Raw genomic sequence first — 21,372 nt, 5'->3', positions numbered from 1 at the left:
TTAAGATGCACACGACGAGCAATAAAAATCGCCTTTCCACCCTCCTTCTTCGCACCGCGGCCTTCGGCGTCTTTACCGCAGCCGCCACGCTTGGTCTCGAGGCCCAGCAGCCAGCCGCCACAGCGGCACCGGCGCAGCCTGCTCTTAATCTTCAGGCGAGCCTCATGGCACCACTCGATCTTTCCTCACCGAGTTCCAGTTCAAGTTCGTCGGACTCCGAGACTGTCGCAACGGAGCGCTTCGATCCCAGCCCTGCAGCCGCGATGCAGCCTCCGCCGCGCCGCCGCTACCGCCGTCCGAACTACAGCGATAGCCACACCAATCCCGACGGCTCACAAAAATACACCTTCATGGTTGGCGGCGGCTTCAACCTGCCAACGGGCGGTACACACAATTACGCATCTCCCGGTTGGAGGTTTCAGGTTGGCGGAGGGCGTAATTTCAACAAGACTCTAGGTGTGTTGCTCCAGTTTGACTACGACAAGATGGGCATCCAGACCCACACGCTCAACAACCAGCTCGCCCTTTACAACAGCCTTGGTGCGACCGATCAGAATGGAAACTCTCTCACCCAACTCAACGGCTATATTCACGACTGGTCCTTTTCGTTGGATCCCATCGTCAATTACTACACGTCTGATACCTGGGGAGCTTATGTCACCGGCGGCGCCGGCTACTATCATAAGGCCACTGTCTTCACCATACCCGGCATCGGAACCTACTGCGATCCATACTATGGTTGCTATCAGTACCAGGCCAACCAGCCCATCGACAAGTACGCCAGCAATGCCTTTGGCGTAAATGCCGGCCTCGGCTTTACCTACAAGGTCTCCCGCTGGTCCGGCACCCGCTTCTATGGAGAGGCACGTTACGTCTGGACTGACAATCAGGCGCGTCGCTTCGACGTTAGCGGAAATACCAGCTACTTCAACGCATTCCCCCAGGCCAGCGCTCGAACCACATTGATCCCGGTGACCTTCGGCATACGTTTCTAACCTTCACCAACCTGAACACAGAAAAAGCCCGGCTCAATGCCGGGCTTTCTTCATCTCCGTACCAGTCTCATATCCCAATCGGATAAGGCTTCTCGTGCATCTCCTGCCCAGCACTTCCGCCTCGCTCAAACCGCCCTTGTAGCAGGCTCAGCAGGCCGGTGTACCAGTATCCGAACACAAACAGAAGCAGGAATGGCACAGTGAAGAAGTTCTCCGTGGAGACGGCATACCAGACCGTCCACGCAAAGTAAGCTCCGAGCACCAGCTCGATCCACGGCACAATCCCCAGCCGTTTCCGGTAGACCTTGGCCTGGGACTTTTCACCCTTCTTCAGCACCTTGTACTTCGGAGTCCGCGCGAATGCGCTCTTTACACCAAAGAGGGCTTCCATGACGGCCTTGGTATTGGTGATCGTGAGCCCAATGCCTCCCAGCGCCAGCAGAAACGGCACGTAGAAGATCCTCTTATGCCATGCCTTGGGAAACAGCTCCTTCTGGCTGACAAGATAAAACGTCGACACCGACATCGTGCTCGCCATGAACAGTGGAAAGTCGATCAGCAGCATCTGCAGATAGCCCTGCCAGCTCCGGATAATCATCGCTGGCATGAGCAGCACGCTCAGTATGATCATCAGCGGATAGCTGATATTCGCCGTCAGGTGATACCACGCCTCGAGCTTGGTATGCCACGGCGCATCGCTCTTCATCACCTGCGGCAGAATCTTCTTCGCCGTTTGGATCAGTCCCTTCGCCCAGCGCGCCTGCTGCGTCTTGAAGGCGGTCATCTCAATCGGCAGCTCCGCCGGACACTCCACATCCTGGAGATACTTGAACTTCCACCCCACCAGTTGCGCCCTGTAGCTGAGGTCGGTGTCCTCTGTCAGCGTGTCGTGCTGCCATCCGCCAGCGTCCGTGATCGTTTGCCGCCGCCACATCCCTGCCGTGCCGTTGAAGTTGAAGAACACACCAGACCGGCTGCGCCCGCCATGCTCCAATACAAAGTGCCCGTCCAGCAGGATGGCTTCGACTTGAGTCAGAAAGCTATAGTTCCGGTTCAGGTGCGTCCAGCGCGTTTGCACCATGCCGATCTCCGGCTCGGCAAAATGGTGCACCACCTGCATCAGCCACCGTGGCGGAGGCACAAAGTCCGCATCGAATATCGCCACCAGCTCGCCCCTTGCAACATCGAGGCCTTTGTCCAACGCTCCGGCCTTATACCCATGCCGGTTGGTGCGGTGTAGATAAAAAATCGGCTGTGGCGGCATTCCCATGGCGCCCGAAGCATATCGTTCTACCATCTCCCGGGCCACGGTCTGGGTCTCATCGGTCGAGTCATCCAGCACCTGAATCTCAAGCCGGTCGCGAGGATACTCAAGCTGACACACAGCTTCCATAAGCCGATCGATCACAAACTGTTCGTTGAACATCGGCAATTGCACCGTCACAAACGGCAGCTGGCCTTCGGCAAACCGCGCGGGCGGCTCATCCCACTTTGGCGCATTCTTCTTGTTCTTGTAATAGAGCCAGACCAGCTGATACCGGTGAATCCCATAGAACGCCAGAATCACCATCACGATGAAGTAGGGAATCAACATGCACGTATCGAACGTATTCCACCGGTACAGGTGTTCGAACGTCTTGTCGGCGTAGTGGGTCTTCCAATAATGGCCAAAGCCATGCGGAGCTACCAGCATGGCGAGCGTAGACGGAATCGATTGAACGAAAGAAAACAGGAGATACTCCAGCGAAAGTTGCTAATTTGACGATTCTACGCGAAGCTAACGGCTTCCATTTGGCCCGCTTGCGGCTCTAGTTCAAAAACATCGTTTGATACAGCGTATCCCGCTGCACCGGTTTGAAACCCGCGCCGCGGATTACTCGCCGCAGGTCCTCCTCAGTCGTGTCATCCGCCCCATCCCACAGCACTGAACCCACATCGTTCCCGCCAAACCGCAGTCCCATCTGCAAGACCTTCAACCCCTGCGTCTCCAGGTCGGCCTGCACGTTATCGATATTGTCCAAAACCATCCGAGAGATAGCCAGCGTCTTGAGATATTCCACTGCAGTCGCCTCCTCGAAGCCGCTCACGCCGACCTTGCGGGGTTGAAAGCTCACCGGAGTAAACGCGGTAAATCCGCCGGTCTCCTCCTGCAACTGCCGCACGGCGTCAAGATGGTTCAGCCTCTGTTCAAAACTCTCGCCCACGCCAAATGTCATCCCAGCAGTCGTCCGAATGCCCAACTCGTGCGCTGTGCGGTGTGTTGAAACCCAGTCTGCCACGGTCCACCTGTCCCGGCCACTCTGCTGCTGCACCGCATCATCCAGAATTCCGGCATCGTCACCTGGGATCGAGCGGAGGCCAGCATCCCGCAGCCGCAGAATCGTATCCCGCACGGTCAGTCGTGAGCGGACTGCAATGGCCAGGATCTCACTGGCAGAAAGACAATGCAGCCATAGGGCAGGGAACTGCTCCCTCACTCCGGCAAACAATTCTTCATACCAATCAATTTTCCGTTCTGCATCGACCCGCTGGCGTAGAGTTACGCCTGTCCCACCCATCTCCACGGTCGCGTGAATCTGTTGGTAGAGCGCCTCGAATGGAGCTGTTGCACAATCGATCTTCCGGTCGATGGCATAGCTCACCACGCCCTCCGGATGCAGTTTGCGCCGCACCGCGTCGGCCTCCATGCCGATTCCAATCAAGTCATCACTATTGAAGCAATCCAGAGCTTGTTCCCAGCTGATCCCCATACTGAGATTCTAACCGTCAGAGCTCTTTACCGGCCGCGCACCAGCAGCACAATCACCGACACCAGCAAAACCACAATCAGCGAAACCCCAATCTTCACCCACCATCCCAAGGCTGCCACCTGCGACTCCAGCGCCGTCACCCGCTCCGTCGCCGTCGCCATCCTCTTTACGTCGGCGGAGACTTCGGCAATCTGAACGCTCTGCTCCTGCAACTGCTGATGAAGCCCGGCCTGGGCCTGGGTTACCTGTCCCAGGTCGCCACGAATGCCCTCGGCCATGGCTGCCATGGCCGCCTGGGTGGTTTTTTCCGACGCTGTCTTCGTCGAAAAATACTTGTCCGCCATCGGCACCAGACGCGTGACGTGGGGAAGCAGTTCGAACAATTGCGCAAGCACTTTAGGCCACATAGATTTCCTCTATTTCTGCCACGCTATTCTTCCACCGCGCCGCCGATACACCAGCCACCCGATCGTCAGCAACAGAATCGTTGTCATAATCCCCCACGACCACACGCAGTAGATGCACCACTTCTCCATCACAAACGCTTCGAGGTAGCTCAGAAACGAGGCGCACATGAATCCCAGTTGCGCCGTCTCGAACACCAGCCACCACCGCTCCATCAGCGCCAGCACGGCGATCACGGCATAGGCCACAATCCCTACCGTGGCCACCGGAATATGCACCTTGCCCGGAGCTTCATCGAAGGTCCTCGGCGGAAAGACCGAAAATCGGCTATGGTTCACCGACCCGCAGTCCCAATGCTCGCTCACCGCACACGGAGGTGCCTTTGCCGGATCCATATTATGGATCAGCAATCCCATTACGCTTACCCCCAACCCCGCTAAAGCCAGCAACGCCACCAGATATTTCATCGCTTGATTCTACGATGTCCCAGCCAATTTGCCAGCCGCTGCTTCATCACGCGTATCGCATCTTCACTCTCGTCGACCATCACAAAGCTCCGTCCGTGCTTCGCCGCAGCCTCTCCCGTCGTTCCGCTCCCTGCAAAAAAATCGAGCACTTTCTCTCCCGGATTCGAGTGGATCTTCACAATCCGCTCCAGTACTCCCAGCGGCTTCTGCGTCGCATATCCCGTCTTTTCTTTGCCTGTAGGAGAAACAATCGTGTGCCACCAGACATCGGTGGGCGTCTTTCCCCGCGCAGCCTTCTTCGCCCCCACCAACCCCGGTGCCATATACGGAATCCGGTCGCACTCCTCCAGATTGAACGTGTACCGTTCTGCGTCTTTCGTGTACCAGAGGATGTTGTCATGCTTCGCAGGCCAGCGTTTCTTCGAACGCGCGCCATAGTCATACGCCCAGATGATCTCGTTCTGAAAACACTCGCGCCCAAAGATCTCGTCCAGCATCACCTTGCAGTAATGGACCTCGCGGTAGTCGATATGAAAAAAAAACGATCCCGTAGGCGACAGCACCCGGTAGGCCGCCTCCATCCGTGGCCGCAAAAATCCAAGAAAGTCTCCAAACTGGTCGCCATATCCCGTGCCGCCAGCTTGCACCTTCAGCACCTCCGTTCTGTACCGTTGCCCCCCGAAACCTATTCGGTCTCCCGCCTCATCCCGCACGGTCTTCATCTGTTTCCGAGCCTGCCGCTTGCCAGTATTAAATGGTGGGTCGATATAGATCAACTCCACCGAGCCCGATTTCATTTTTCGCAAAACATTGAGGTTGTCCCCATGCACAATCCGGTTCATCCGTTCATTCCCTCAGCACCTAAACTAACTCAGCCTTTGCCTTCACCGCGTTGCCGTGTATCTTTTTCTGCGGAAGAATTTCACTCTCAACTGTGTCGGCAAATCAACTCATCTACGCGATGTTGTCTCACCCTGGCCTCGTCCGCCGCGGCAACGAGGACGCCTGCGCAGCCTCCCTTGAGTCCGGGGCCTTTGTCGTCTGCGATGGCATGGGCGGAGCCGCAGCGGGAGAGGTGGCCAGCCACCTTGCCGCCAAAACCTTCCTCAGCTACCTCACGTCGCCGACCACCAATGGCAACCACGCCGCCAGCCCGCAGGCACGACTCTGCGCGGCCATCCACGCCGCCAATCAGGCCGTCTATCAGCACTCCCGCCAGTCCTCGAGGCTCGCTGGCATGGGCACGACGCTGGTCGCGCTGCTCGCTCCCGTCCGCAATGAACGTTCTGAAGACCCTGTTCTGTGGCTGGCCCACGTAGGCGACAGTCGCTGCTATCGCCTACGGCACGGCCATCTGCAACAACTCACCCACGATCACTCCCTTGTAGGAGAGCAGCTCCGCGCCGGCCAGATTACGCCTGCCCAGGCTGTCGTCTCTCCCATGCGTAACATCATCACCCGTGCCATCGGCTCGCGGCCCGGCGTCGTCCCCGAGATCGAGAGCCACTATCTCCGGCCCAACGACCTTTATCTGCTCGCCTCCGACGGCCTTAGCCATGAGATCTCCGACTGCGAAATAGAAACCATACTCGCCGCCATCCCAACTCCAGCCACACAGTCCGCTCTCACCGAGGCCTGCGAGGTCCTCATCGCGGCCGCCAATGGAAGGGGAGGCCATGACAATATCACTGTCCTTTTAGTGTCTATTAGCTCTACTTACCTCTAAGAACCAACCGCAGGCGCGTTTCTACTTCATTCATCCCGTACATTTGCCTTTCCAATTGATCCCCTGTCTCCGCGAGCAGTTTGGTAACACGCCCCGTACGGACTGTTACACTTTTCCTTCTCGGAGAAGGCATCAACTCTCATGACGCAACCACAAACCATCGCAGTCCTCGGAGCCGGAACCATGGGCAACGGCATCGCCCACGTCTGCGCTCGCTCCGGCTTCAACGTACTTCTCTGCGATCTCCAGCAATCCTTTCTCGGCCGTGGCCTTGCCACCATCGAAAACAATCTCGCACGCGAAGTCAGCAAAGAAAAACTGACCAAGCAACAGGCACAAGAAGCCCGTGCCCGCATCACTCCCACTACCGACCGCGAAGCCCTGAATATCTGCACCCTAGCCATCGAGGCCGCCACAGAAAAGTTCGAGGTTAAATCCAGCCTCTTTCGCGACCTCGATCGCATTCTTCCTGCCGAAGCCATTCTCGCCTCGAACACCAGTTCCATTTCCATCACGAAGCTGGCCGCGCAAACCAGCCGCCCGACGCAGGTCATCGGCATGCACTTCTTCAACCCCGTCCCGGTGATGCCGCTGGTCGAAGTCATTCGCGGCCTCCAAACCTCGCAGCAAACCTTCGACACCATTAAGTCGCTCGCCGAAGCCCTCGGCAAGACTCCCATCGCGGTCAACGACGCCGCAGGTTTCGTCTCCAACCGCGTTCTTATGCCCTTGATTAACGAGGCCATCTTCGCGGTCATGGAAGGCGTAGCCACCGCCGAAGCCGTCGATCAGGTCTTTGTCCTCGGCATGGCCCACCCGATGGGCCCGCTCACGCTGGCCGACTTCATCGGTCTCGACGTCTGCCTCGACATCATGCGCGTCCTGCACGATGCGCTTGGCGACCCAAAGTACCGTCCGTGCCCCCTGCTCATCCGCATGGTCGATGCGGGCTGGCTGGGTCGCAAATCTGGTCGCGGTTTCTACACCTATCCCACATAAAATTCCGGTAATAGAACACGCGGCAGACTTCTCATAGCCAGCCTCCCTCATCATCTCGTAAACTCGTAGCCAGCCGGGAATAGCCAGCAACGAACAGTCAGCAGGGAGAATACATGCCGCAAGAGCTTTATTTCGAAGACTTCTACGTCGGTCAGAAATTCCACTCCATCGGCGGCGCTAAAGTGACCGCGGAAGAGATCAAAGAGTTCGGCCAGAAATACGATCCTCAGCCATTCCATCTCGACGAAGCAGCCGGCGAAGGCTCCTTCTTCAAAGGTCTCGCCGCCTCCGGCTGGCTCACCGCCGCCATCGTCATGCGCCTGCGCGTGCAGAACATTACCGTAGCCGGAGGCATGATCGGCGCCGGAGTCGAAGAGATGCGCTGGACCCTTCCCGTCCGTCCCGGCGACACCATCCATACCGAGATTGAGGTTGTCGGCGTCCGCCAATCGACCTCGCGCAAAAACTACGGCGTCGTCCGCACGCGCACCCTGGCCTTCAACCAGAACAACGAGGTCGTCCTCCGCAGCACGGTCAACTTCCTCGCCCCTTTGCGCGAAGAATAGTATTCGAGGAATAGGAGCTGCGCGTCCCGCCTACGGGATGTGCGGCTCTTCTTATACTCCCGTACCATTCCCGGCACATCCCCCCACAAAACCCACAGACAACAGGCGTATCGTAGACGAATGATGCGTATGACAGTGCTCGCCTCCGGTTCCAAAGGCAACAGCACTGTCATCTCTTCCTCCCGCACCCGCGTACTGGTCGATGCCGGTCTCTCCTGCCGTGAACTTCTGCGCCGCATGGCCCTCGCCGGAGAAGACCCCGCCACCCTCGACGCCATCCTCATTACCCATGAGCACATCGACCACGTAGCCGGACTCGCCGTCCTCGCCCGCCGCCTCGGCATCCCCGTATACATCACAGAGCCCACCCACCGCGCGTGGGGCCGCATGGTCACTCCTCGCACCACCATGACCTACGCCAAGTGGCTCGATCACGTCCAGCAGGAAAAAGAAGCCCGCGCTGCCGCTGTAGCTCAGGGCAATTTAGAAATTGCAGCGGAAGCCGCGCCAGATTCCAACGCCGATAATCTTTGCGAACCCGAAACTCCCATCGTCAAATCCAACCCCTCCCATCTCCCCGCGGTCGAGTATTTTCATTCCGGCACCAGCTTCTGCATCGGCGACCTCGACATCACTCCCTTCACTATTCCCCACGATGCTGCCGACCCCTGCGGCTTCGTCTTCTCCGCCGAAGGCATCCGCATGGCCGTCGCCACCGACCTTGGCTACATGCCTCCCAACGTCAAGGCCGCCCTCAAACGCATCGACGTTCTCCTGCTCGAATCCAACCATGACCTCGAGATGCTCCGCGACGGTCCCTATCCCTGGTCGGTCAAACAGCGCGTCCTTTCCCGCGTTGGCCACCTCTCCAACCACGCCACGGCCGAATTCCTCTCCACCGACTACGACGGCGGCGCGGCGTACATCGTGCTCGGCCACCTCTCCGAGTCCAACAACGCCCCCGAACTCGCCCGCATCGCCGCAGAACAGGCACTCGTCAACCACCCCACCCTGCTCGGCAATCGCGTCCTGCTCGCTATGCAATCGAACCCGCTCGACCCTATCATGCTCTAAATCAAGCTATCTCTGCCCCTGATCTTCCGCAAAACCACTTCCTTTTGACCTGAAGGAAGCGACCTCCTATATCTATTTTCTTCTTTTCTTCGCCTTTGAATAGCCTCAGATCCATTACCCCCAAATCAATCTTTCTAATGCCATTCGCTATCGAACAAGTTAGAATGAAGTAAGTAAACTAATGGAAAAACGAACAGTTGCTTTCCCAGATAACCGCCGTCAGCACCCCTCCTCCTGCACCGACCCGGTGGTAGGAAACATCCTCTCCGGCTGGCGCTACGACATCTCTGCCCTCTCCCCGGTCATGCGCACGGATTATGAGAAGCACTTCATCGACTGCGCCCACTGCCGCCGCCGACAGGCCATCGCCCGCACCATCGACGTTCTTCTCATCATTGTAAGCACGCTCTCTATCGTAGCTTTCCTGTTGGCGGCTGTGGTCATTCACCGCGTCGAACTGGTCACCCACATCTTTTCGCTGCACGTCCGCCTCACCCAGACTCACGCCGTAGCCATCTCGCTCGAAGCTGTCGCCATCGCTGGCATGGCCTTTTCCACTCTCATCTGGATTCTGGTTGCCGTCGCTACGCCGCTCCCTGGCTTTCTTGGCGGCATCGTTCAGAAACACATCCCCGCCGACCTCCGAGAGCGCTTCCACAAAAACGCCGCCTGATCTTGCTCTCCAGAACAAAGTGTCATCCTGAGGAAAGCGAAGAGCTCCGCATTCTGGTTTTGTCTGCTCTCTTCCGATGCTCCCAAACCCTGGGTGCCCCATTCTTCGCGCACTTTGCGAAGGGTGGGATGCAATACCTTCCCGTAGCTACGCTTTTGCGGTTGCCCATTCGTAAATCGGGGACCATTGGTGCAATTGGGATTAAAGTTCCCTCCACGCAGCCTCGATTTGTAATCCACCCCTCGCCGCGATAGCGTAGAACAAACGAAGACATGCCACCTACTCACCAACCAGAAGGCGAACTGCTCCCCCCCTCCTACGGCGGGCCACCCGAACGCGCCCCTATACCCGACTACGAGCGCGAGCGATCCCGCCCCAACTCTCGCGAGCGCGGCTGGAACATCCTCGTCACCCCCGGCACCTACCTCCTGCTCGGCATCAACTGCGCCGTTTACCTTTGGATGGTCCTGCGCGGCGTCTCCCCCAGCGAGCCCACTGTCCGCGACCTGATCCACTTCGGCGCCGCGCAAGCCTCGCTCATCCTGCATGGCCAGTGGTACCGGCTGATCACCGCTACCTTCGTCCACGTTGGCCTGATCCACATCGCCACCAACATGTGGTGTCTCTGGAACCTCGGACTGCTCGGTGAGCCGCTGCTGGGCCCCTTCGGCCTGGTCGCGGTCTACTTCCTCACTGGTATCGCCGGCAACCTGCTCAGCTTGTTCATCAATGTGGTCACCCGCGATAACTCCGTCGGAGCAGGAGCTTCAGGTGCCGTCTTCGGCATCGCCGGAATCCTTATCGTCCTGCTCAGCAATAAAAAGCTCCCCATTCCCTGGTCTGAGCTCAAGCGCCTTCGTAAGTCGGTCATCTGGTTCGCCGCTATCAACCTGCTCATCGGCGGAGCCACCCTCTTCGTCCCGGTCATTCGCATCGACAACTTCGCCCACCTCGGCGGCTTCCTCTCCGGTCTCGCGCTGGGAGTTCCGCTCCTCGCACGCATGACCTCCGGCCGCAGCCGCTACCTCCAGCGCCAGAGGTTCACCTTCGCCGCTGCCGCCTTCTGCCTCGCACTGTTCGGCTACTGGATCGCCAACCTGAGGTAGCTGCTTCAGTCGGACCCGGCCCATTGAGACACTGATGATGGATGGAAAAACGCTAGTGCTGCGAGGAAGAGTTGTCTCAGGCGTCGGCAGCTTTTCATTCTGGATCGGCCAGCTTCAGGACCACTACGAGCGCAAAACCGGAATGCGTCTCTACCCCGGAACCCTGAATCTCCAGCTCGAATCCGAATATTCCTTGCCCGCGAAGGTCATTCGGCTGGAAGCATCCGAGTACGGAGGTCGAGTCTCCGTCAGCATCGTTCCCTGCTCGATTCAAGGTAGAAAAGCATTTCTGCTACGCACCGACGCAAACGAGAATGGAACAGGCGATCATCCAAAGACCATCATAGAAATTGCGACAGACGTAAGGCTACGCGATCTCTTCCGGCTTCAGGATGGTGATTATTTAGAGGTAGCCATCGCCCCAGAATGGGCGGCGTATGGAACTTCTGAGCCCTAACTCAACGTCGTCTGCGCGAACTTCCTGACCATGGCTAGCAGCAATCTCCGGTCGCTGTCACTCAGATGCGCCGAGTATCGTTGCACCTGCGTCAAAAACCGGATCTCGTCCTCGCCCAGGTTCAGCGACGACATCTCTCTGCCGATAATCTCTTCCGCAAAGAACTCCGAGAGCTGCAAATCGAGCGCACGCGCAATCTTCTGTAGCGTCTCCAGCGAGGGCACAGTATGGCCGTTTTCGACACGCGACAGATAACAGCGCAGCAGACCTGTCCGCTTTTCGATATCGCCCTGCGACATACCCTTCTGCAACCGGTAGCCCCGGATTGTCGTACCGATGTTCATCGAAATCGAGAGGTCCGCCGCGGGCCCGCTCTCCAGATCATTGGGAATAGTTTGCATGTCAGCCATTAGCCACAAAGTAAACACCCGCGAGGCGCAGGTCAATGCCTATCTTCAGTGCCATGCCTGATTTCCGAACCTGCCAAGGTTCACACAATCATTTACCCGGCAAACCTGAACCCTTACTTGAACCCCAACCCAACTTTGTACCCAGTCAAATATTGTCTAACCAACTACTAACTTCTCAGTAAACTCCCGACCAAAATGAACCGCGGAAAGATTTTTGCTTCCGACATCTTTCAAGGTCATTCAACAATGGTGGAATTCGTTCAGTGAGTGAACCCGGAAGGGTGGGTCCGCGCATCAAAATGTCTGTATGGAGACACTATCAAGCGAAAGCTGAGGCGCCTGGGGTAGGCTAGGGAATTGAATCCTTCGGTTCGGAATCATCGTGCTACCCTGTTTTGAGTAAAATCCTTGCCAGTCGTACTTCTCGGCGATGTCCGTATACAACATTGGTGGCGGTGGGCAGAATCGAACTGCCGACCTACGGGTTATGAGTCCGTCGCTCTAACCATCTGAGCTACACCGCCCTAATGTGTAATGGCTGTACCAGCAGGAAAGTCACGCAACGAGCAGTTCAGGAGAACCGTCGCGGCACAGCCAGTTCCAATCATACTTGATTCGCGCCAGAGCGAAAAGCCGGAGCCCATCGTTCTCGGTGTCATCCCTGCACGCCTGGCCTCGACCCGTCTGGCCCGCAAAGTCCTTCGCACCATCGCAGGTAAGCCGATGCTGGCGTGGGTCTTCGAAGCGGCCAAGGCATGCCCTCAGCTCGACCAGGTTTTGATAGCCACTGACTCTGCCGAAGTGGCCGAGCTATGCGACCGAAACGGCTGGCCTTTCCAACTCACTTCGCCGGATCTGCCCAGCGGCACCGACCGCGTCTACGCCGTCTCCCAGCTCGTCCACGCGGACATCTACGTCAATATTCAGGGCGACGAGCCGCTGCTGAAGCCTCAGCACATCACGGCAATGCTCCGTGCTTTCAGCCGTCCGCATGTCGAGGTCTCGACCCTTAAAGTGCTCTGCACCGCAGAAAATATTACGAACCCGAATGCAGTAAAGGTCGTCACCGCGGTCGATGGTCGCGCGCTCTACTTCTCTCGCGCTACCATTCCCTACGACCGCGACAAGATCGCACCGCAATATTGGAAGCATATGGGCCTCTACGCCTATCGCAAGAGCGCCCTTGAACGCTTCGCTACGCTGCCGCCCAGCGCGCTTGAACAGACGGAGCGGCTCGAACAGCTTCGCTTCCTCGAAAACGGTATCAGCCTCTACGTCGAACCTACGGAATTCGACACCATCGGCGTCGACACCGAAGACGATCTGCGTCGCGTCGAAGCCCTGCTCGGGCGCTGATTTCAGACATGAGCTAAAGCACGCTGTTTACTGAATGGCCTGAGCGCGCCAGTTGGCTGCCCAGTGCGAAGTCTCGGGTCCCATCACAAAGTGCAGCGTCGAGCCGGCCATAATGTCCTCGTAGCGGATAACAGGCTTCGTCAGCGGTTTGCCGTTGAGCGTCGCCGACTGGATATATACGTTGGCACTGGAGTTGTGGTCCGCAATCACGGTGAACTGCTTCCCATTCGCCAGTCGAAGACTCATCCTGCTGAACATGGGGCTGCCGATCATATAGTCCCCTGACGCCGGGTTCACGGGATAGATGCCAAACGCAGTGAACAGATACCACGCTGACATCTGGCCGCAGTCGTCGTCACCGTCGAGGCCAACGGGCTGTCCGGCATACTCTGCAAGTGCAATCTCCCGCACCTTTGCCTGCGTCTTCCAGGGCTCGCCGCTGAAGTCGTACAAGTAGCCATAATGATGGCTCGGCTCGTTGCTGTGAACGTTATGGCCACCGGCAAAGTGCTGGTCCAGCTTCGCATTGTAGGCAGCGTCTCCGCCCATCAGCTCGAGAATGCCGGCCTCGTCGTGCAGAGGCGCCCAGGTGTAGACCCAGGCCGTGCCTTCCGTCCATCCGGCATCCGCAGCGGCCCATTTTCCGTCGGAGGTCTTGCCTCGCATCAATCCATCTGCCGGATTGTAGAGATGGCGGTCGTTCAGCGAGCGGTGCAGAAAGAACTGGTAGTCCTTCTCTTTGCCCAGCGCCTTTGCGACCTGCGCTACGCACCAGTCGTCGTAACTGTCCTCGAGCGTCCGCGATGAAGCTTCGGCGGTCTTATCGGTGGGAATATAGCCGAGTTCCTTGTAATAGGTCAGCCCGCCTCGGGCTTCATAAGGGGTATGCGGCTCGCGGTCGGCCCAGCGGCGCGTCGTGTCTCCGTCGGGCGGTGTCATGGCGTCTTTATAGACGGCCTTCCACGCCAGGTCACGATCGAATCCATGAAAGCCCTTGCGGATAGCCTCGGCGACCAGCGAGTCCGCGTGGGTGCCGATCATGATGTTGGTGTAGCCCGGATTCGGCCACTTCGGCATCCAGCCGCCCTCGCGATAGTTCTGCAGCAAGGCTGTGATCATGCCATCCACTCGCTCCGGAGCGAGTAGCGTCAACAGGCTGTTTTCGGCGCGAAAGGTATCCCATATCGAATAGGCGGTATACGACTCGCCCTGATGAACGGTGTCGTCAAACGCGCTGTAGTAGCGTCCGTATTCGGAGAAGATCCGCGGATAGAGCAGCGCATGATAGGCAGCGGTATAGACCGTCCCCCGCTCTTCGTCCGAAGCACCCTGCAATCCAATTCTGTCGAGCTTCGCCTGCCATTTGTCGCGCAATGCCTGCCGGACAGCTTCGAAGTTCCACTCGGGAATCTCTTTCTTCAAGTTCTCGCGCGCCTGCTCAATGCTGATGAAGGACGTCCCGACGCGCAGTTCAATGACCTGTTTTCCCGTGGACGGAGCGAAGCCTGCATAAGCTCCGCGAGCGTGGCTGGCCTGCGCGTCATCCATTCCATAGGTGTTAGCCTTTTGAAATGCCTGCCGGAACTGAACGACGAAATAGCCTTTGAAGTTTTTGAGCGCGGCCGGTCCAAGATGGGCATCCATTCGGTCGGGGTTGTAACCGGTGATCTCGTGGTTGGCCGCATCGACGTGCACCGAACCTGCATGACCTGCTCTTGAGGCTTCAATCAAGATTCGCGACGGCGTATTTGCCGGGAAGGTGAAGCGCATATAGCTGCACCGCTCCGTCGCTGTCATCTCCGAACGAATCTGCTTCCCACCTCCGGCGTCCATCCTGACGGAGTAGAAGTCGGGGTGTGCAATCTCGTCGGCGTGAGTGAAGGGCAGCTTCCGCTCATCGGGAGTTGTCTTCAGGTCACCGATCTCGGGCATCAGCGTGACGTATCCGTAGTCGCCCATCCAGATCGCCGGTTGATGCGTTCCGATAAATCCTGAGATTGTCTTGTCGTCGTAGTTGTACGAGACCACGCTAATCTTGTTCTGGCGCGTCTGCGGCGTCCAGTCGGTCATGCCGAATGGCGGAGTCACAAACGGCATTGTTCCGCCATACCCGATCTTGCCGCTGGCGGTGCCGATCAGAGGATTGACCCAGTCAACTGGCCCAGGAGGCGCGGCCAACATCGAAGCGGTTGAGCCAAGGACGACAAGACACACAAGGGTGCGAAGTATAGATGGACGATGCATACCACCAAATCCTATATCGAATCGAGCAAGATCGCTCGTTCGAGAGATTAAGTGCAAGCTTCCGTTTTAGCCTGCGGGTTCGAAACACAACTCGAGCTTGTCCGCCAATGTTGTCACCGTGACGTCTTCAAGTGATGGCGCAATCCACATGGCCTGCTGCAACTCAGCCAACGAATGCGTCCCCAGCACACCGAGCACACGACATCCCGCAGCCACGCCAGCGCCTACGCCGGATGGCGCATCTTCCACCACAACACAATCTTCGGGGCGGAGACCAAGCAACCCGGCTCCGCGACGGTATGGCTCTGGATCAGGCTTCCCGCGCTCGACCATATCGCCGCTGATGATGCGCTCCGGGATCGGCAGTCCTGCTGCCTCCAACCGCCCCAGCAGCAACCGCCGCGTTGCCGAGGTCACAATGGCCCATCGCTCCAGCGGCAAACTTTCCAGCAGCTTCTTCACCCCCGGCAGCACCTTCAGGTCTGCCATGTCTTCGATCTCCATGTCCTCGATCACGCGCAATCCCTCGTTGGGGTCGATATCGGGACGCAATGACTTCACGATGTCGATAGCACGAACACCGTGTGGCACCGTGTAGGTCTCCGCGTTCGGCACGTGATAGATCTCGGCCCACCGTCGCCAGCAACGTACTACCGAACCGATGGAGCTGATCAGCACTCCATCCATGTCAAACAAAAGACCCTTTGTCTCAACGCAGATAGACTTACTCAAACAGCGCTCCCCTGCAACACAAACCTCTGCGCCGCTTCTAATACCTTCGTGACCGATTCGACCGAACAGCTCTCACAATAGACGCGCAGCAGCGGCTCGGTGCCCGATGCGCGCAACAGGAGCCAAGTCTCCGCGGCATTTGGTTTGCCGGAACAATCAGGATTGTCGAGGAAGAACTTGATGCCATCCATGGTCTCGACGCGAAGCACCTTCATACCCGCAATGTCAGTCACGCCAGCCTTCGCTCGCGCAATGGCAGACTGCTTCAACGTCTCCTCGATGTGCATGTCCACGCGCCCGTACTGGTGTTCGCCAAACTCTTCCTGCAAAGCTGCTACCAGTTCGCCAAGCGTCTTCTTCTCATCCGCCATCACATTCGCCAGCAGCAGCGAGTTCAGCATCCCATCGCGCTCCGGCAGGTGGCGGCTGATGCCAACGCCGCCCGATTCCTCGCCGCCAATCAAAATCTCCTGATCCAGCATCAACTCACAGACATACTTAAAGCCGATGCCATGCTCATGCAGCCGCCGTCCATACTTCGCGGCAATGCGGTCGATCATCTTCGTCGTATTGAAAGCACGGGTTACATCGCCCGGCCACTTCTTACGCTCCAGCAGCCACTTCAGCAACACGGAAAAAATCTTGTGTGCATCCACGACATTGCCATGCTCATCTACAGCGCCGATGCGGTCGGCATCGCCATCCGTAATCAAACCGGCATCGCAATGCTCCGCTACAACCGCCATCTGCGTCTCGCGAATATGCGGCAGAATGGGCTCTGGATTAATCCCCGGAAACGCCGGGTTGATCTCGTTACGAATCTCCACAAATGGAATCTTCGCCTTCGTGAAGATTCCCGCAAGCACGCCTCGACCCGCGCCATACATCACGTCGATCAGAAATTTATATCCGGACGACCGAATTGCCTCCAAATCAACAAAGCGCGTGATCGCCGCAACGTAGTCGGGATTGAAGTTCACCTCTTCGATCGCCGCTGGTGCCGCGCTCTTAGCGAGAGGCTTTCCCAGATAGCTCTCAATCGAAGTCATAATGGAAGGTAAGCCCGACCCGCCATAACTTGCCTTGTACTTCACGCCATTCCACTCCGCGGGATTATGGCTGGACGTAATCATCACGCCGCCAGCCGCTTTGCGCTCACGCACCGCGTAGGAAAGCGCAGGCGTAGGCGTAATCTCCGCGGCCAGAGCGACTGGAATGCCAGCCCCAGCCATAACCTCCGCTACCACTTTCGCAAACGAATGCGACCCGAAGCGCGTGTCATAGGCAATGCAAACCCCAGCGGCTGCATTCTCATGAGCCAGCACGTAGTTCGCAATCGCCGCCGCCGCCACGCGCACGTTGGCAAAGGTAAAGTCGTCGGCAATAATGCCACGCCACCCATCCGTTCCAAACTTCACCACTGTCTCTGCCATTACGCCGCCATTCGCTAAATTAAGTCTTCCCGTCCAGCCTTCTTCAACTCCGCGACAACCTTGCCCACTTCCTGCGACCGGTCACGCGTCGTAATCAGCAGCGCATCTTTCGTCTGCACGACAACCAGATTATTCACGCCAACCAGCGCAATCACCTTGCCGGGAGCGTAAACATAGTTGCCATTCGAATCGATGGAGACACAGAGAGGATCGGTCTCATCGAACACGTTGGCGAAGGCAAGCTTCTCCGGCGAACAGTCCGCCATATTCTCGTGCAGCGTCGACCAGCATCCAAGATCGTTCCATTCGAAGTCACCGGGCAGGCAATAAATTTCAGCGCCCGCTTCACCCTTACGCGACCTTGGCTCCAGCACTGCATAGTCGATGCTGATGTTCTCGCACTGCGGATAGACTTCCGCAAACACCTGCGTAAACTGGTCCGTTCCATAGGCTGCGGCAATCTTTTCGAGCAGCGGCGCCATCGCGGGACAATACTCTCGAATCGCTCCAGCCAAGGTCCGTGCACTCCACAGAAATATCCCACTGTTCCAGGCATAGTTGCCCGTTGCCACAAACTGTTCGGCATGCTCTTTGTCGGGCTTCTCGGTGAACCGCTTTACTCGGCGGGCCTCGATGCCACCTGCAATCTTCGTCGCATCCTCGGCAACTGCGCCCTGCTCGATGTAGCCGTAGCCCGTCTCAGCCCGCGTAGGAGGCACGCCGAGAACCACGATCTTGTCGCCGCTGGCTGCCAACTCCGCTCCGGCATGAATCACCTTCGCAAAGCGCGCACTGTCCTTCACCACCTGGTCCGAGGGAAACACGCCGATGACCGTATCCGGCTCAGTCTTCTCCAGCAAAAACGCTGCCAGAGCGCACGCCGGAGCGGTGTTTCGCGCAGCCGGCTCGCTCAGGATGTGTTCTCGTGGAACCTCCGGCAACTGTTCCGCGATCACGTCATCCAGAAGCTCGTTGGTGATAACCCATACGCTGGAAGGCGCCACAAGGGGGCTCAACCGCTCCAGCGTCTGCTGGATCATGGTTTTGTCGCCATCGAGAGCCAATACCTGCTTCGCTCTCGCCTTCCGGCTCCGAGGCCAGAACCGCGTTCCACTGCCACCCGCAAGAATCACTGGAGCAAACCGCAACTTCGACGTGCCAACTTCTTTGGACATACAACCCCATCTCAAAGGAAAACCGCACCGTGCAGGTGCGGTCGATACCTAGAACCAACGATTAGCCCAGCGTTGCAAAATATGCCTGCATCCGCTTGACGCCTTCATCAATTACCTCATGCGAAACCGCATAGGACAACCGAATATGTTCGTCCGTTCCGAATGCTTCACCTGGAACCACAACAACGTGCGCTTCGCTCAGCAGCTTTGCCGCAAGGTCAGAAGCCGACTTGACGCCGCCCTTGCCGATAAAGCTTTTCACGTTGGGATAAACGTAGAACGCGCCCTGAGGCACGGTGCAGGTCAATCCAGGAATTGTCTTGAGTCCCGCCAGCACTTGATCGCGCAGCTTAATATAGTCCGCACGCATCTCGGTGACGCATTGTTGCGATCCGCTCACAGCGGCGATCGAAGCGCGTTGCACCATGCTCGCTGTGTTCGATGTGCTCTGCGACTGCAACTTGCTCATCGCCGCAATGATTGGCTTTGGTCCCAGCGCGAAGCCGGCGCGCCAGCCCGTCATCGCATACGTCTTCGACAGGGAACCCAGAACTACGACATGTTCCTTACAGTCGGTGAACGAGCCGCCGCTGACAATTTCGCCGGCGAAGTTCAGATATACGTAGCACTCATCAAGCAGCACATAAATCTCGTGCTTATGCGCCAGCCGGACGATCGCTTCCAGGTCTTCCGGCGATACTACCGCGCCCGACGGATTCGAGGGCGTATTTAAAATAATAGCTTTCGTCTTCGGGGTGATCGCAGCCTCGATCATCTTGGCGGTGACGCGGAAGTTCTCCGCTTCGTCAGTCTGAACCAGCACCACCTTGCCGCCCGCATACTGAATGATGTCCTTGAAGGAGACCCAGTAGGGAACTGGCAGAATCACCTCATCGCCATGGTCCACAAGCACTTGGATCGCATTGAACAGGGCGAGCTTTCCGCCGGTCGTGAACACGCACTCCTCGGGCGTATAGTTCGAGCCGAAGTCGGCCGTATGACGATCCACGATCGCCTTCCGCACCTCGGGAATACCCGCAACATTCGTATAGCGGGTAAAGTTCTTCTCGATGGCATCGATGGCCGCGTCCTTGATATGCCTTGGCGTCGCAAAGTGCGGCTCGCCTGCGCCAAAGTCCGCCAGGTTGACACCTTCCGACTTCAGTTTGAGCGCCGCCGCTGTGATTGCCATCGTCGCTGAAACTTCAATGCGGCCTATGCGGTCCGCAAATATCTTGGTAGCTGTTGTGCTCATACCTCTAGTTTGTCAGATTTACCCCGCAAGATAAAGTATTCCCTGCGATTTGCCTTCAAATGGTCAAATTCTCCAAAAATCCTGCCTGACGGTATATCTAGAGGTCTCTTAGCGGCAGGTAGAAAGAAAACACAGATCCCTGAGAAGGCTGACTGGTCACCTCAATCGCCCCCCCGTGCGCCTCCACGATGGCCTTGGCAATGGCCAACCCCATTCCCGTACCCTGCACACGATAGCGTTGTCCCTGGCCACGGTAGAACTTGTCGAAGATCAACATGCGTTCAAAGTCATCGATGCCTGCGCCACGATCGGCGACGCTGGTCACGAGCCGGTGCTTCGAGACCTCCGCGCTGATAAAAATCGGGCTTCCCTCTGAGGAGTATTTTGCGGCGTTGTCAAGCAAATGCTGAATTACCTTGGCTATCCAATCGATATCCATCTCCACGGGGGGAAGCGAATCCGGCAGCCGGACCTCGACAGGATGCGTTTTAAGCTGGGGCTGTACCGCCTCCAATGCCAGGTCTACAGCCTCGCGCATGGAATGCAGTTGCTTATCCAGCTTGATGTCGTGGGCGTCCAGCGCCGCCATCTCCATCGCCTGACCGACCAGGTGATTCAGTCGGGCAGCCTCTTCTTCAATCACCTTCATCATCTCTGCGCGCTGGTTCGAATCAAGTGCAGTATTTGTCTGCAGGGTTGTAATCGCCGCTGTAATCGAGGTTAAAGGAGTGCGTAGTTCGTGAGCGACAGAATCGAGCAGAGCATTCCGCAGCCGCTCACTCTCGCGAGACGCTTCCACTCGGGTAAGGGTTTCGACGGCGTTGACCCGCTCGATGGCAATTGCTGCCAGTCCGCAAACGGCATCCAGCGCCTCGGGCGAGGCGCCCGTGCCGGTGATGCCTACCGCGCCGATAGGTCTCGTCCCCAGCAGGATAGGCGACAGAGTGACCGATCGCGCCTCATCCACCCGGCGATCTCGCGTGAAGGCGGCATCCCGAAGCTCATCCGCGGTTACGTCCATGTAATTCGGGCTCGACCTGTATACGCGGTCCTTCTCGCGGAGATAAACGGCAGCGCCAGGAAGGTTGAATGTTGTTGCAATCATCCCGGGCAACGAGTTCAGCAGGTCGATTACATTGCCGGTCACCAGCATCTGTTGGCTGAATTCGTAAAGGCGTTCTGCCTCCCGTTGGCGGAAGCGCGATCTCTTGGCCTCCCGGCGTGCCCGTTCCGCAAGCTGGCTCGCCACGATCCCCGTCAGTAGAAATGCTGCGAGTGCCACCCAATTCCGTGAATCGCCAATGGTGAACGTACCAATTGGAGGAAGGAAGAAGAAATTAATGGCAGCGGATGACAATATCGAAAGATAAATGGCATGGCGAAGACCCCAGTTTGCGGCCACCAGAAGGATGACCATCAGGCAGGTCAATGCCACCGTCATTTCGTTCGCGTGCTCCCAATGGAAGTACACGGCTACAATGACAGCAATAACGGCCGTTGAAATACTATAGCGAAGCGCGCTTTTGACCATCGATCGTTGCACCCTCAT

21 protein-coding genes and 1 tRNA gene are annotated in these 21,372 nt (G+C 57.6%); 9 read left to right on the top strand and 13 right to left on the bottom strand.

The features are described from left to right. The first annotated feature begins 5 nt into the window (after window positions 1–5). Window positions 6–995: a hypothetical protein gene (locus P4G45_RS13295; RefSeq protein WP_348266964.1), complete on the top strand. Its 990-nt coding sequence runs from the start codon at window positions 6–8 to the stop codon at window positions 993–995. 67 nt (window positions 996–1,062) lie between these two features. On the opposite strand, the gene P4G45_RS13290 is transcribed toward P4G45_RS13295, so the two are convergent. The 5 genes from P4G45_RS13290 to P4G45_RS13270 all read right to left on the bottom strand — a co-directional run bounded on the left by P4G45_RS13290 (window position 1,063) and on the right by P4G45_RS13270 (window position 5,459). Further along, window positions 1,063–2,688 carry a cellulose synthase family protein gene (locus P4G45_RS13290; protein ID WP_348266963.1) on the bottom strand — a complete coding sequence of 542 codons (1,626 nt, stop codon included), beginning with the start codon at window positions 2,686–2,688 and terminating at the stop codon, window positions 1,063–1,065. Between the two features lie 115 nt (window positions 2,689–2,803). Continuing rightward, window positions 2,804–3,745: a dehypoxanthine futalosine cyclase gene (locus tag P4G45_RS13285; protein WP_348266962.1), complete on the bottom strand. Its 942-nt coding sequence runs from the start codon at window positions 3,743–3,745 to the stop codon at window positions 2,804–2,806. A 26-nt stretch (window positions 3,746–3,771) separates the two neighbouring features. Further along, on the bottom strand, window positions 3,772–4,152 hold the full coding sequence (locus P4G45_RS13280; protein ID WP_348266961.1) for a hypothetical protein: 381 nt from the start codon (window positions 4,150–4,152) through the stop codon (window positions 3,772–3,774). A gap of 9 nt (window positions 4,153–4,161) precedes the next feature. Continuing rightward, on the bottom strand, window positions 4,162–4,617 hold the full coding sequence (locus tag P4G45_RS13275) for a vitamin K epoxide reductase family protein (RefSeq protein ID WP_348266960.1): 456 nt from the start codon (window positions 4,615–4,617) through the stop codon (window positions 4,162–4,164). Beyond that, complete coding sequence (locus P4G45_RS13270; RefSeq protein ID WP_348266959.1) at window positions 4,614–5,459, bottom strand: site-specific DNA-methyltransferase; 846 nt, start codon at window positions 5,457–5,459, stop codon at window positions 4,614–4,616. The genes P4G45_RS13275 and P4G45_RS13270 overlap by 4 nt, the downstream gene beginning before the upstream one ends. Window positions 5,460–5,551: 92 nt before the next feature. Here P4G45_RS13270 and P4G45_RS13265 point away from each other — a divergent pair, with 92 nt between their 5' ends. From P4G45_RS13265 to P4G45_RS13235, 7 genes are all read left to right on the top strand, one after another. Next, entirely contained in the window at window positions 5,552–6,343 is a 792-nt protein-coding gene (locus P4G45_RS13265) for a PP2C family serine/threonine-protein phosphatase (RefSeq protein WP_348266958.1), read from the top strand. 141 nt (window positions 6,344–6,484) lie between these two features. Further along, complete coding sequence (locus P4G45_RS13260; RefSeq protein ID WP_348266957.1) at window positions 6,485–7,342, top strand: 3-hydroxybutyryl-CoA dehydrogenase; 858 nt, start codon at window positions 6,485–6,487, stop codon at window positions 7,340–7,342. A gap of 113 nt (window positions 7,343–7,455) precedes the next feature. Then, complete coding sequence (locus tag P4G45_RS13255) at window positions 7,456–7,908, top strand: MaoC family dehydratase (protein WP_348266956.1); 453 nt, start codon at window positions 7,456–7,458, stop codon at window positions 7,906–7,908. Window positions 7,909–8,028: 120 nt separating this feature from the next. Then, entirely contained in the window at window positions 8,029–8,982 is a 954-nt protein-coding gene (locus tag P4G45_RS13250; RefSeq protein ID WP_348266955.1) for an MBL fold metallo-hydrolase, read from the top strand. Window positions 8,983–9,163: 181 nt separating this feature from the next. Continuing rightward, window positions 9,164–9,655: a hypothetical protein gene (locus tag P4G45_RS13245; RefSeq protein ID WP_348266954.1), complete on the top strand. Its 492-nt coding sequence runs from the start codon at window positions 9,164–9,166 to the stop codon at window positions 9,653–9,655. A 272-nt stretch (window positions 9,656–9,927) separates the two neighbouring features. Beyond that, the gene (locus tag P4G45_RS13240) at window positions 9,928–10,761 is read left to right on the top strand and encodes a rhomboid family intramembrane serine protease (RefSeq protein WP_348266953.1); all 834 of its coding nucleotides are present in this window, start codon (window positions 9,928–9,930) and stop codon (window positions 10,759–10,761) included. Between the two features lie 34 nt (window positions 10,762–10,795). Further along, window positions 10,796–11,218: a DUF120 domain-containing protein gene (locus tag P4G45_RS13235; protein ID WP_348266952.1), complete on the top strand. Its 423-nt coding sequence runs from the start codon at window positions 10,796–10,798 to the stop codon at window positions 11,216–11,218. Here the strand turns inward: P4G45_RS13235 and P4G45_RS13230 are convergent. Then, complete coding sequence (locus P4G45_RS13230) at window positions 11,215–11,619, bottom strand: helix-turn-helix transcriptional regulator (RefSeq protein ID WP_348266951.1); 405 nt, start codon at window positions 11,617–11,619, stop codon at window positions 11,215–11,217. The two genes, P4G45_RS13235 and P4G45_RS13230, sit on opposite strands and share 4 nt — an antisense overlap. A gap of 456 nt (window positions 11,620–12,075) precedes the next feature. Next, window positions 12,076–12,152 (bottom strand) — tRNA-Met (locus tag P4G45_RS13225). 10 nt (window positions 12,153–12,162) lie between these two features. Here P4G45_RS13225 and kdsB point away from each other — a divergent pair. Further along, window positions 12,163–12,984, top strand: coding sequence for a 3-deoxy-manno-octulosonate cytidylyltransferase (gene kdsB / locus P4G45_RS13220; protein ID WP_348266950.1), 822 nt, complete (start codon window positions 12,163–12,165; stop codon window positions 12,982–12,984). Window positions 12,985–13,011: 27 nt separating this feature from the next. On the opposite strand, the gene P4G45_RS13215 is transcribed toward kdsB, so the two are convergent. The 6 genes from P4G45_RS13215 to P4G45_RS13190 form a co-directional block, all read right to left on the bottom strand. Further along, a complete protein-coding gene (locus tag P4G45_RS13215) occupies window positions 13,012–15,228 on the bottom strand; it encodes a GH92 family glycosyl hydrolase (RefSeq protein ID WP_348266949.1) in 2,217 nt (738 codons plus the stop codon). A 66-nt stretch (window positions 15,229–15,294) separates the two neighbouring features. Then, window positions 15,295–15,960, bottom strand: a complete 666-nt coding sequence (locus P4G45_RS13210; protein ID WP_348266948.1) for an HAD-IA family hydrolase — start codon at window positions 15,958–15,960, stop codon at window positions 15,295–15,297. Further along, complete coding sequence (locus P4G45_RS13205; RefSeq protein ID WP_348266947.1) at window positions 15,957–17,393, bottom strand: phosphoglucomutase/phosphomannomutase family protein; 1,437 nt, start codon at window positions 17,391–17,393, stop codon at window positions 15,957–15,959. The genes P4G45_RS13210 and P4G45_RS13205 overlap by 4 nt, the downstream gene beginning before the upstream one ends. A 14-nt stretch (window positions 17,394–17,407) precedes the next feature. Continuing rightward, entirely contained in the window at window positions 17,408–18,568 is a 1,161-nt protein-coding gene (locus P4G45_RS13200) for a mannose-1-phosphate guanylyltransferase (RefSeq protein ID WP_348266946.1), read from the bottom strand. Window positions 18,569–18,629: 61 nt separating this feature from the next. Then, a complete protein-coding gene (locus P4G45_RS13195) occupies window positions 18,630–19,823 on the bottom strand; it encodes a pyridoxal phosphate-dependent aminotransferase (protein WP_348266945.1) in 1,194 nt (397 codons plus the stop codon). Between the two features lie 97 nt (window positions 19,824–19,920). Further along, on the bottom strand, window positions 19,921–21,354 hold the full coding sequence (locus P4G45_RS13190; protein WP_348266944.1) for an ATP-binding protein: 1,434 nt from the start codon (window positions 21,352–21,354) through the stop codon (window positions 19,921–19,923). Window positions 21,355–21,372 lie beyond the last annotated feature (18 nt).

Source organism: Edaphobacter paludis, assembly GCF_039993895.1.
GTDB lineage: Bacteria > Acidobacteriota > Terriglobia > Terriglobales > Acidobacteriaceae > Edaphobacter > Edaphobacter paludis.
The sequence above is the reverse complement of the archived record's forward strand: the minus strand, read 5'-3'. Positions and strand labels throughout refer to the sequence as shown.

Coding starts and splice junctions, on each gene's coding strand:
- P4G45_RS13295 (WP_348266964.1), top strand. CDS start 6: ATGCACACGACGAGCAATAAAAATCGCCTTTCCACCCTCCTTCTTCGC.
- P4G45_RS13290 (WP_348266963.1), bottom strand. CDS start 2,688: ATGCTGGTAGCTCCGCATGGCTTTGGCCATTATTGGAAGACCCACTAC.
- P4G45_RS13285 (WP_348266962.1), bottom strand. CDS start 3,745: ATGGGGATCAGCTGGGAACAAGCTCTGGATTGCTTCAATAGTGATGAC.
- P4G45_RS13280 (WP_348266961.1), bottom strand. CDS start 4,152: ATGTGGCCTAAAGTGCTTGCGCAATTGTTCGAACTGCTTCCCCACGTC.
- P4G45_RS13275 (WP_348266960.1), bottom strand. CDS start 4,617: ATGAAATATCTGGTGGCGTTGCTGGCTTTAGCGGGGTTGGGGGTAAGC.
- P4G45_RS13270 (WP_348266959.1), bottom strand. CDS start 5,459: ATGAACCGGATTGTGCATGGGGACAACCTCAATGTTTTGCGAAAAATG.
- P4G45_RS13260 (WP_348266957.1), top strand. CDS start 6,485: ATGACGCAACCACAAACCATCGCAGTCCTCGGAGCCGGAACCATGGGC.
- P4G45_RS13255 (WP_348266956.1), top strand. CDS start 7,456: ATGCCGCAAGAGCTTTATTTCGAAGACTTCTACGTCGGTCAGAAATTC.
- P4G45_RS13250 (WP_348266955.1), top strand. CDS start 8,029: ATGATGCGTATGACAGTGCTCGCCTCCGGTTCCAAAGGCAACAGCACT.
- P4G45_RS13245 (WP_348266954.1), top strand. CDS start 9,164: ATGGAAAAACGAACAGTTGCTTTCCCAGATAACCGCCGTCAGCACCCC.
- P4G45_RS13240 (WP_348266953.1), top strand. CDS start 9,928: ATGCCACCTACTCACCAACCAGAAGGCGAACTGCTCCCCCCCTCCTAC.
- P4G45_RS13235 (WP_348266952.1), top strand. CDS start 10,796: ATGATGGATGGAAAAACGCTAGTGCTGCGAGGAAGAGTTGTCTCAGGC.
- P4G45_RS13230 (WP_348266951.1), bottom strand. CDS start 11,619: ATGCAAACTATTCCCAATGATCTGGAGAGCGGGCCCGCGGCGGACCTC.
- kdsB (WP_348266950.1), top strand. CDS start 12,163: ATGGCTGTACCAGCAGGAAAGTCACGCAACGAGCAGTTCAGGAGAACC.
- P4G45_RS13215 (WP_348266949.1), bottom strand. CDS start 15,228: ATGCATCGTCCATCTATACTTCGCACCCTTGTGTGTCTTGTCGTCCTT.
- P4G45_RS13205 (WP_348266947.1), bottom strand. CDS start 17,393: ATGGCAGAGACAGTGGTGAAGTTTGGAACGGATGGGTGGCGTGGCATT.
- P4G45_RS13200 (WP_348266946.1), bottom strand. CDS start 18,568: ATGTCCAAAGAAGTTGGCACGTCGAAGTTGCGGTTTGCTCCAGTGATT.
- P4G45_RS13195 (WP_348266945.1), bottom strand. CDS start 19,823: ATGAGCACAACAGCTACCAAGATATTTGCGGACCGCATAGGCCGCATT.
- P4G45_RS13190 (WP_348266944.1), bottom strand. CDS start 21,354: ATGGTCAAAAGCGCGCTTCGCTATAGTATTTCAACGGCCGTTATTGCT.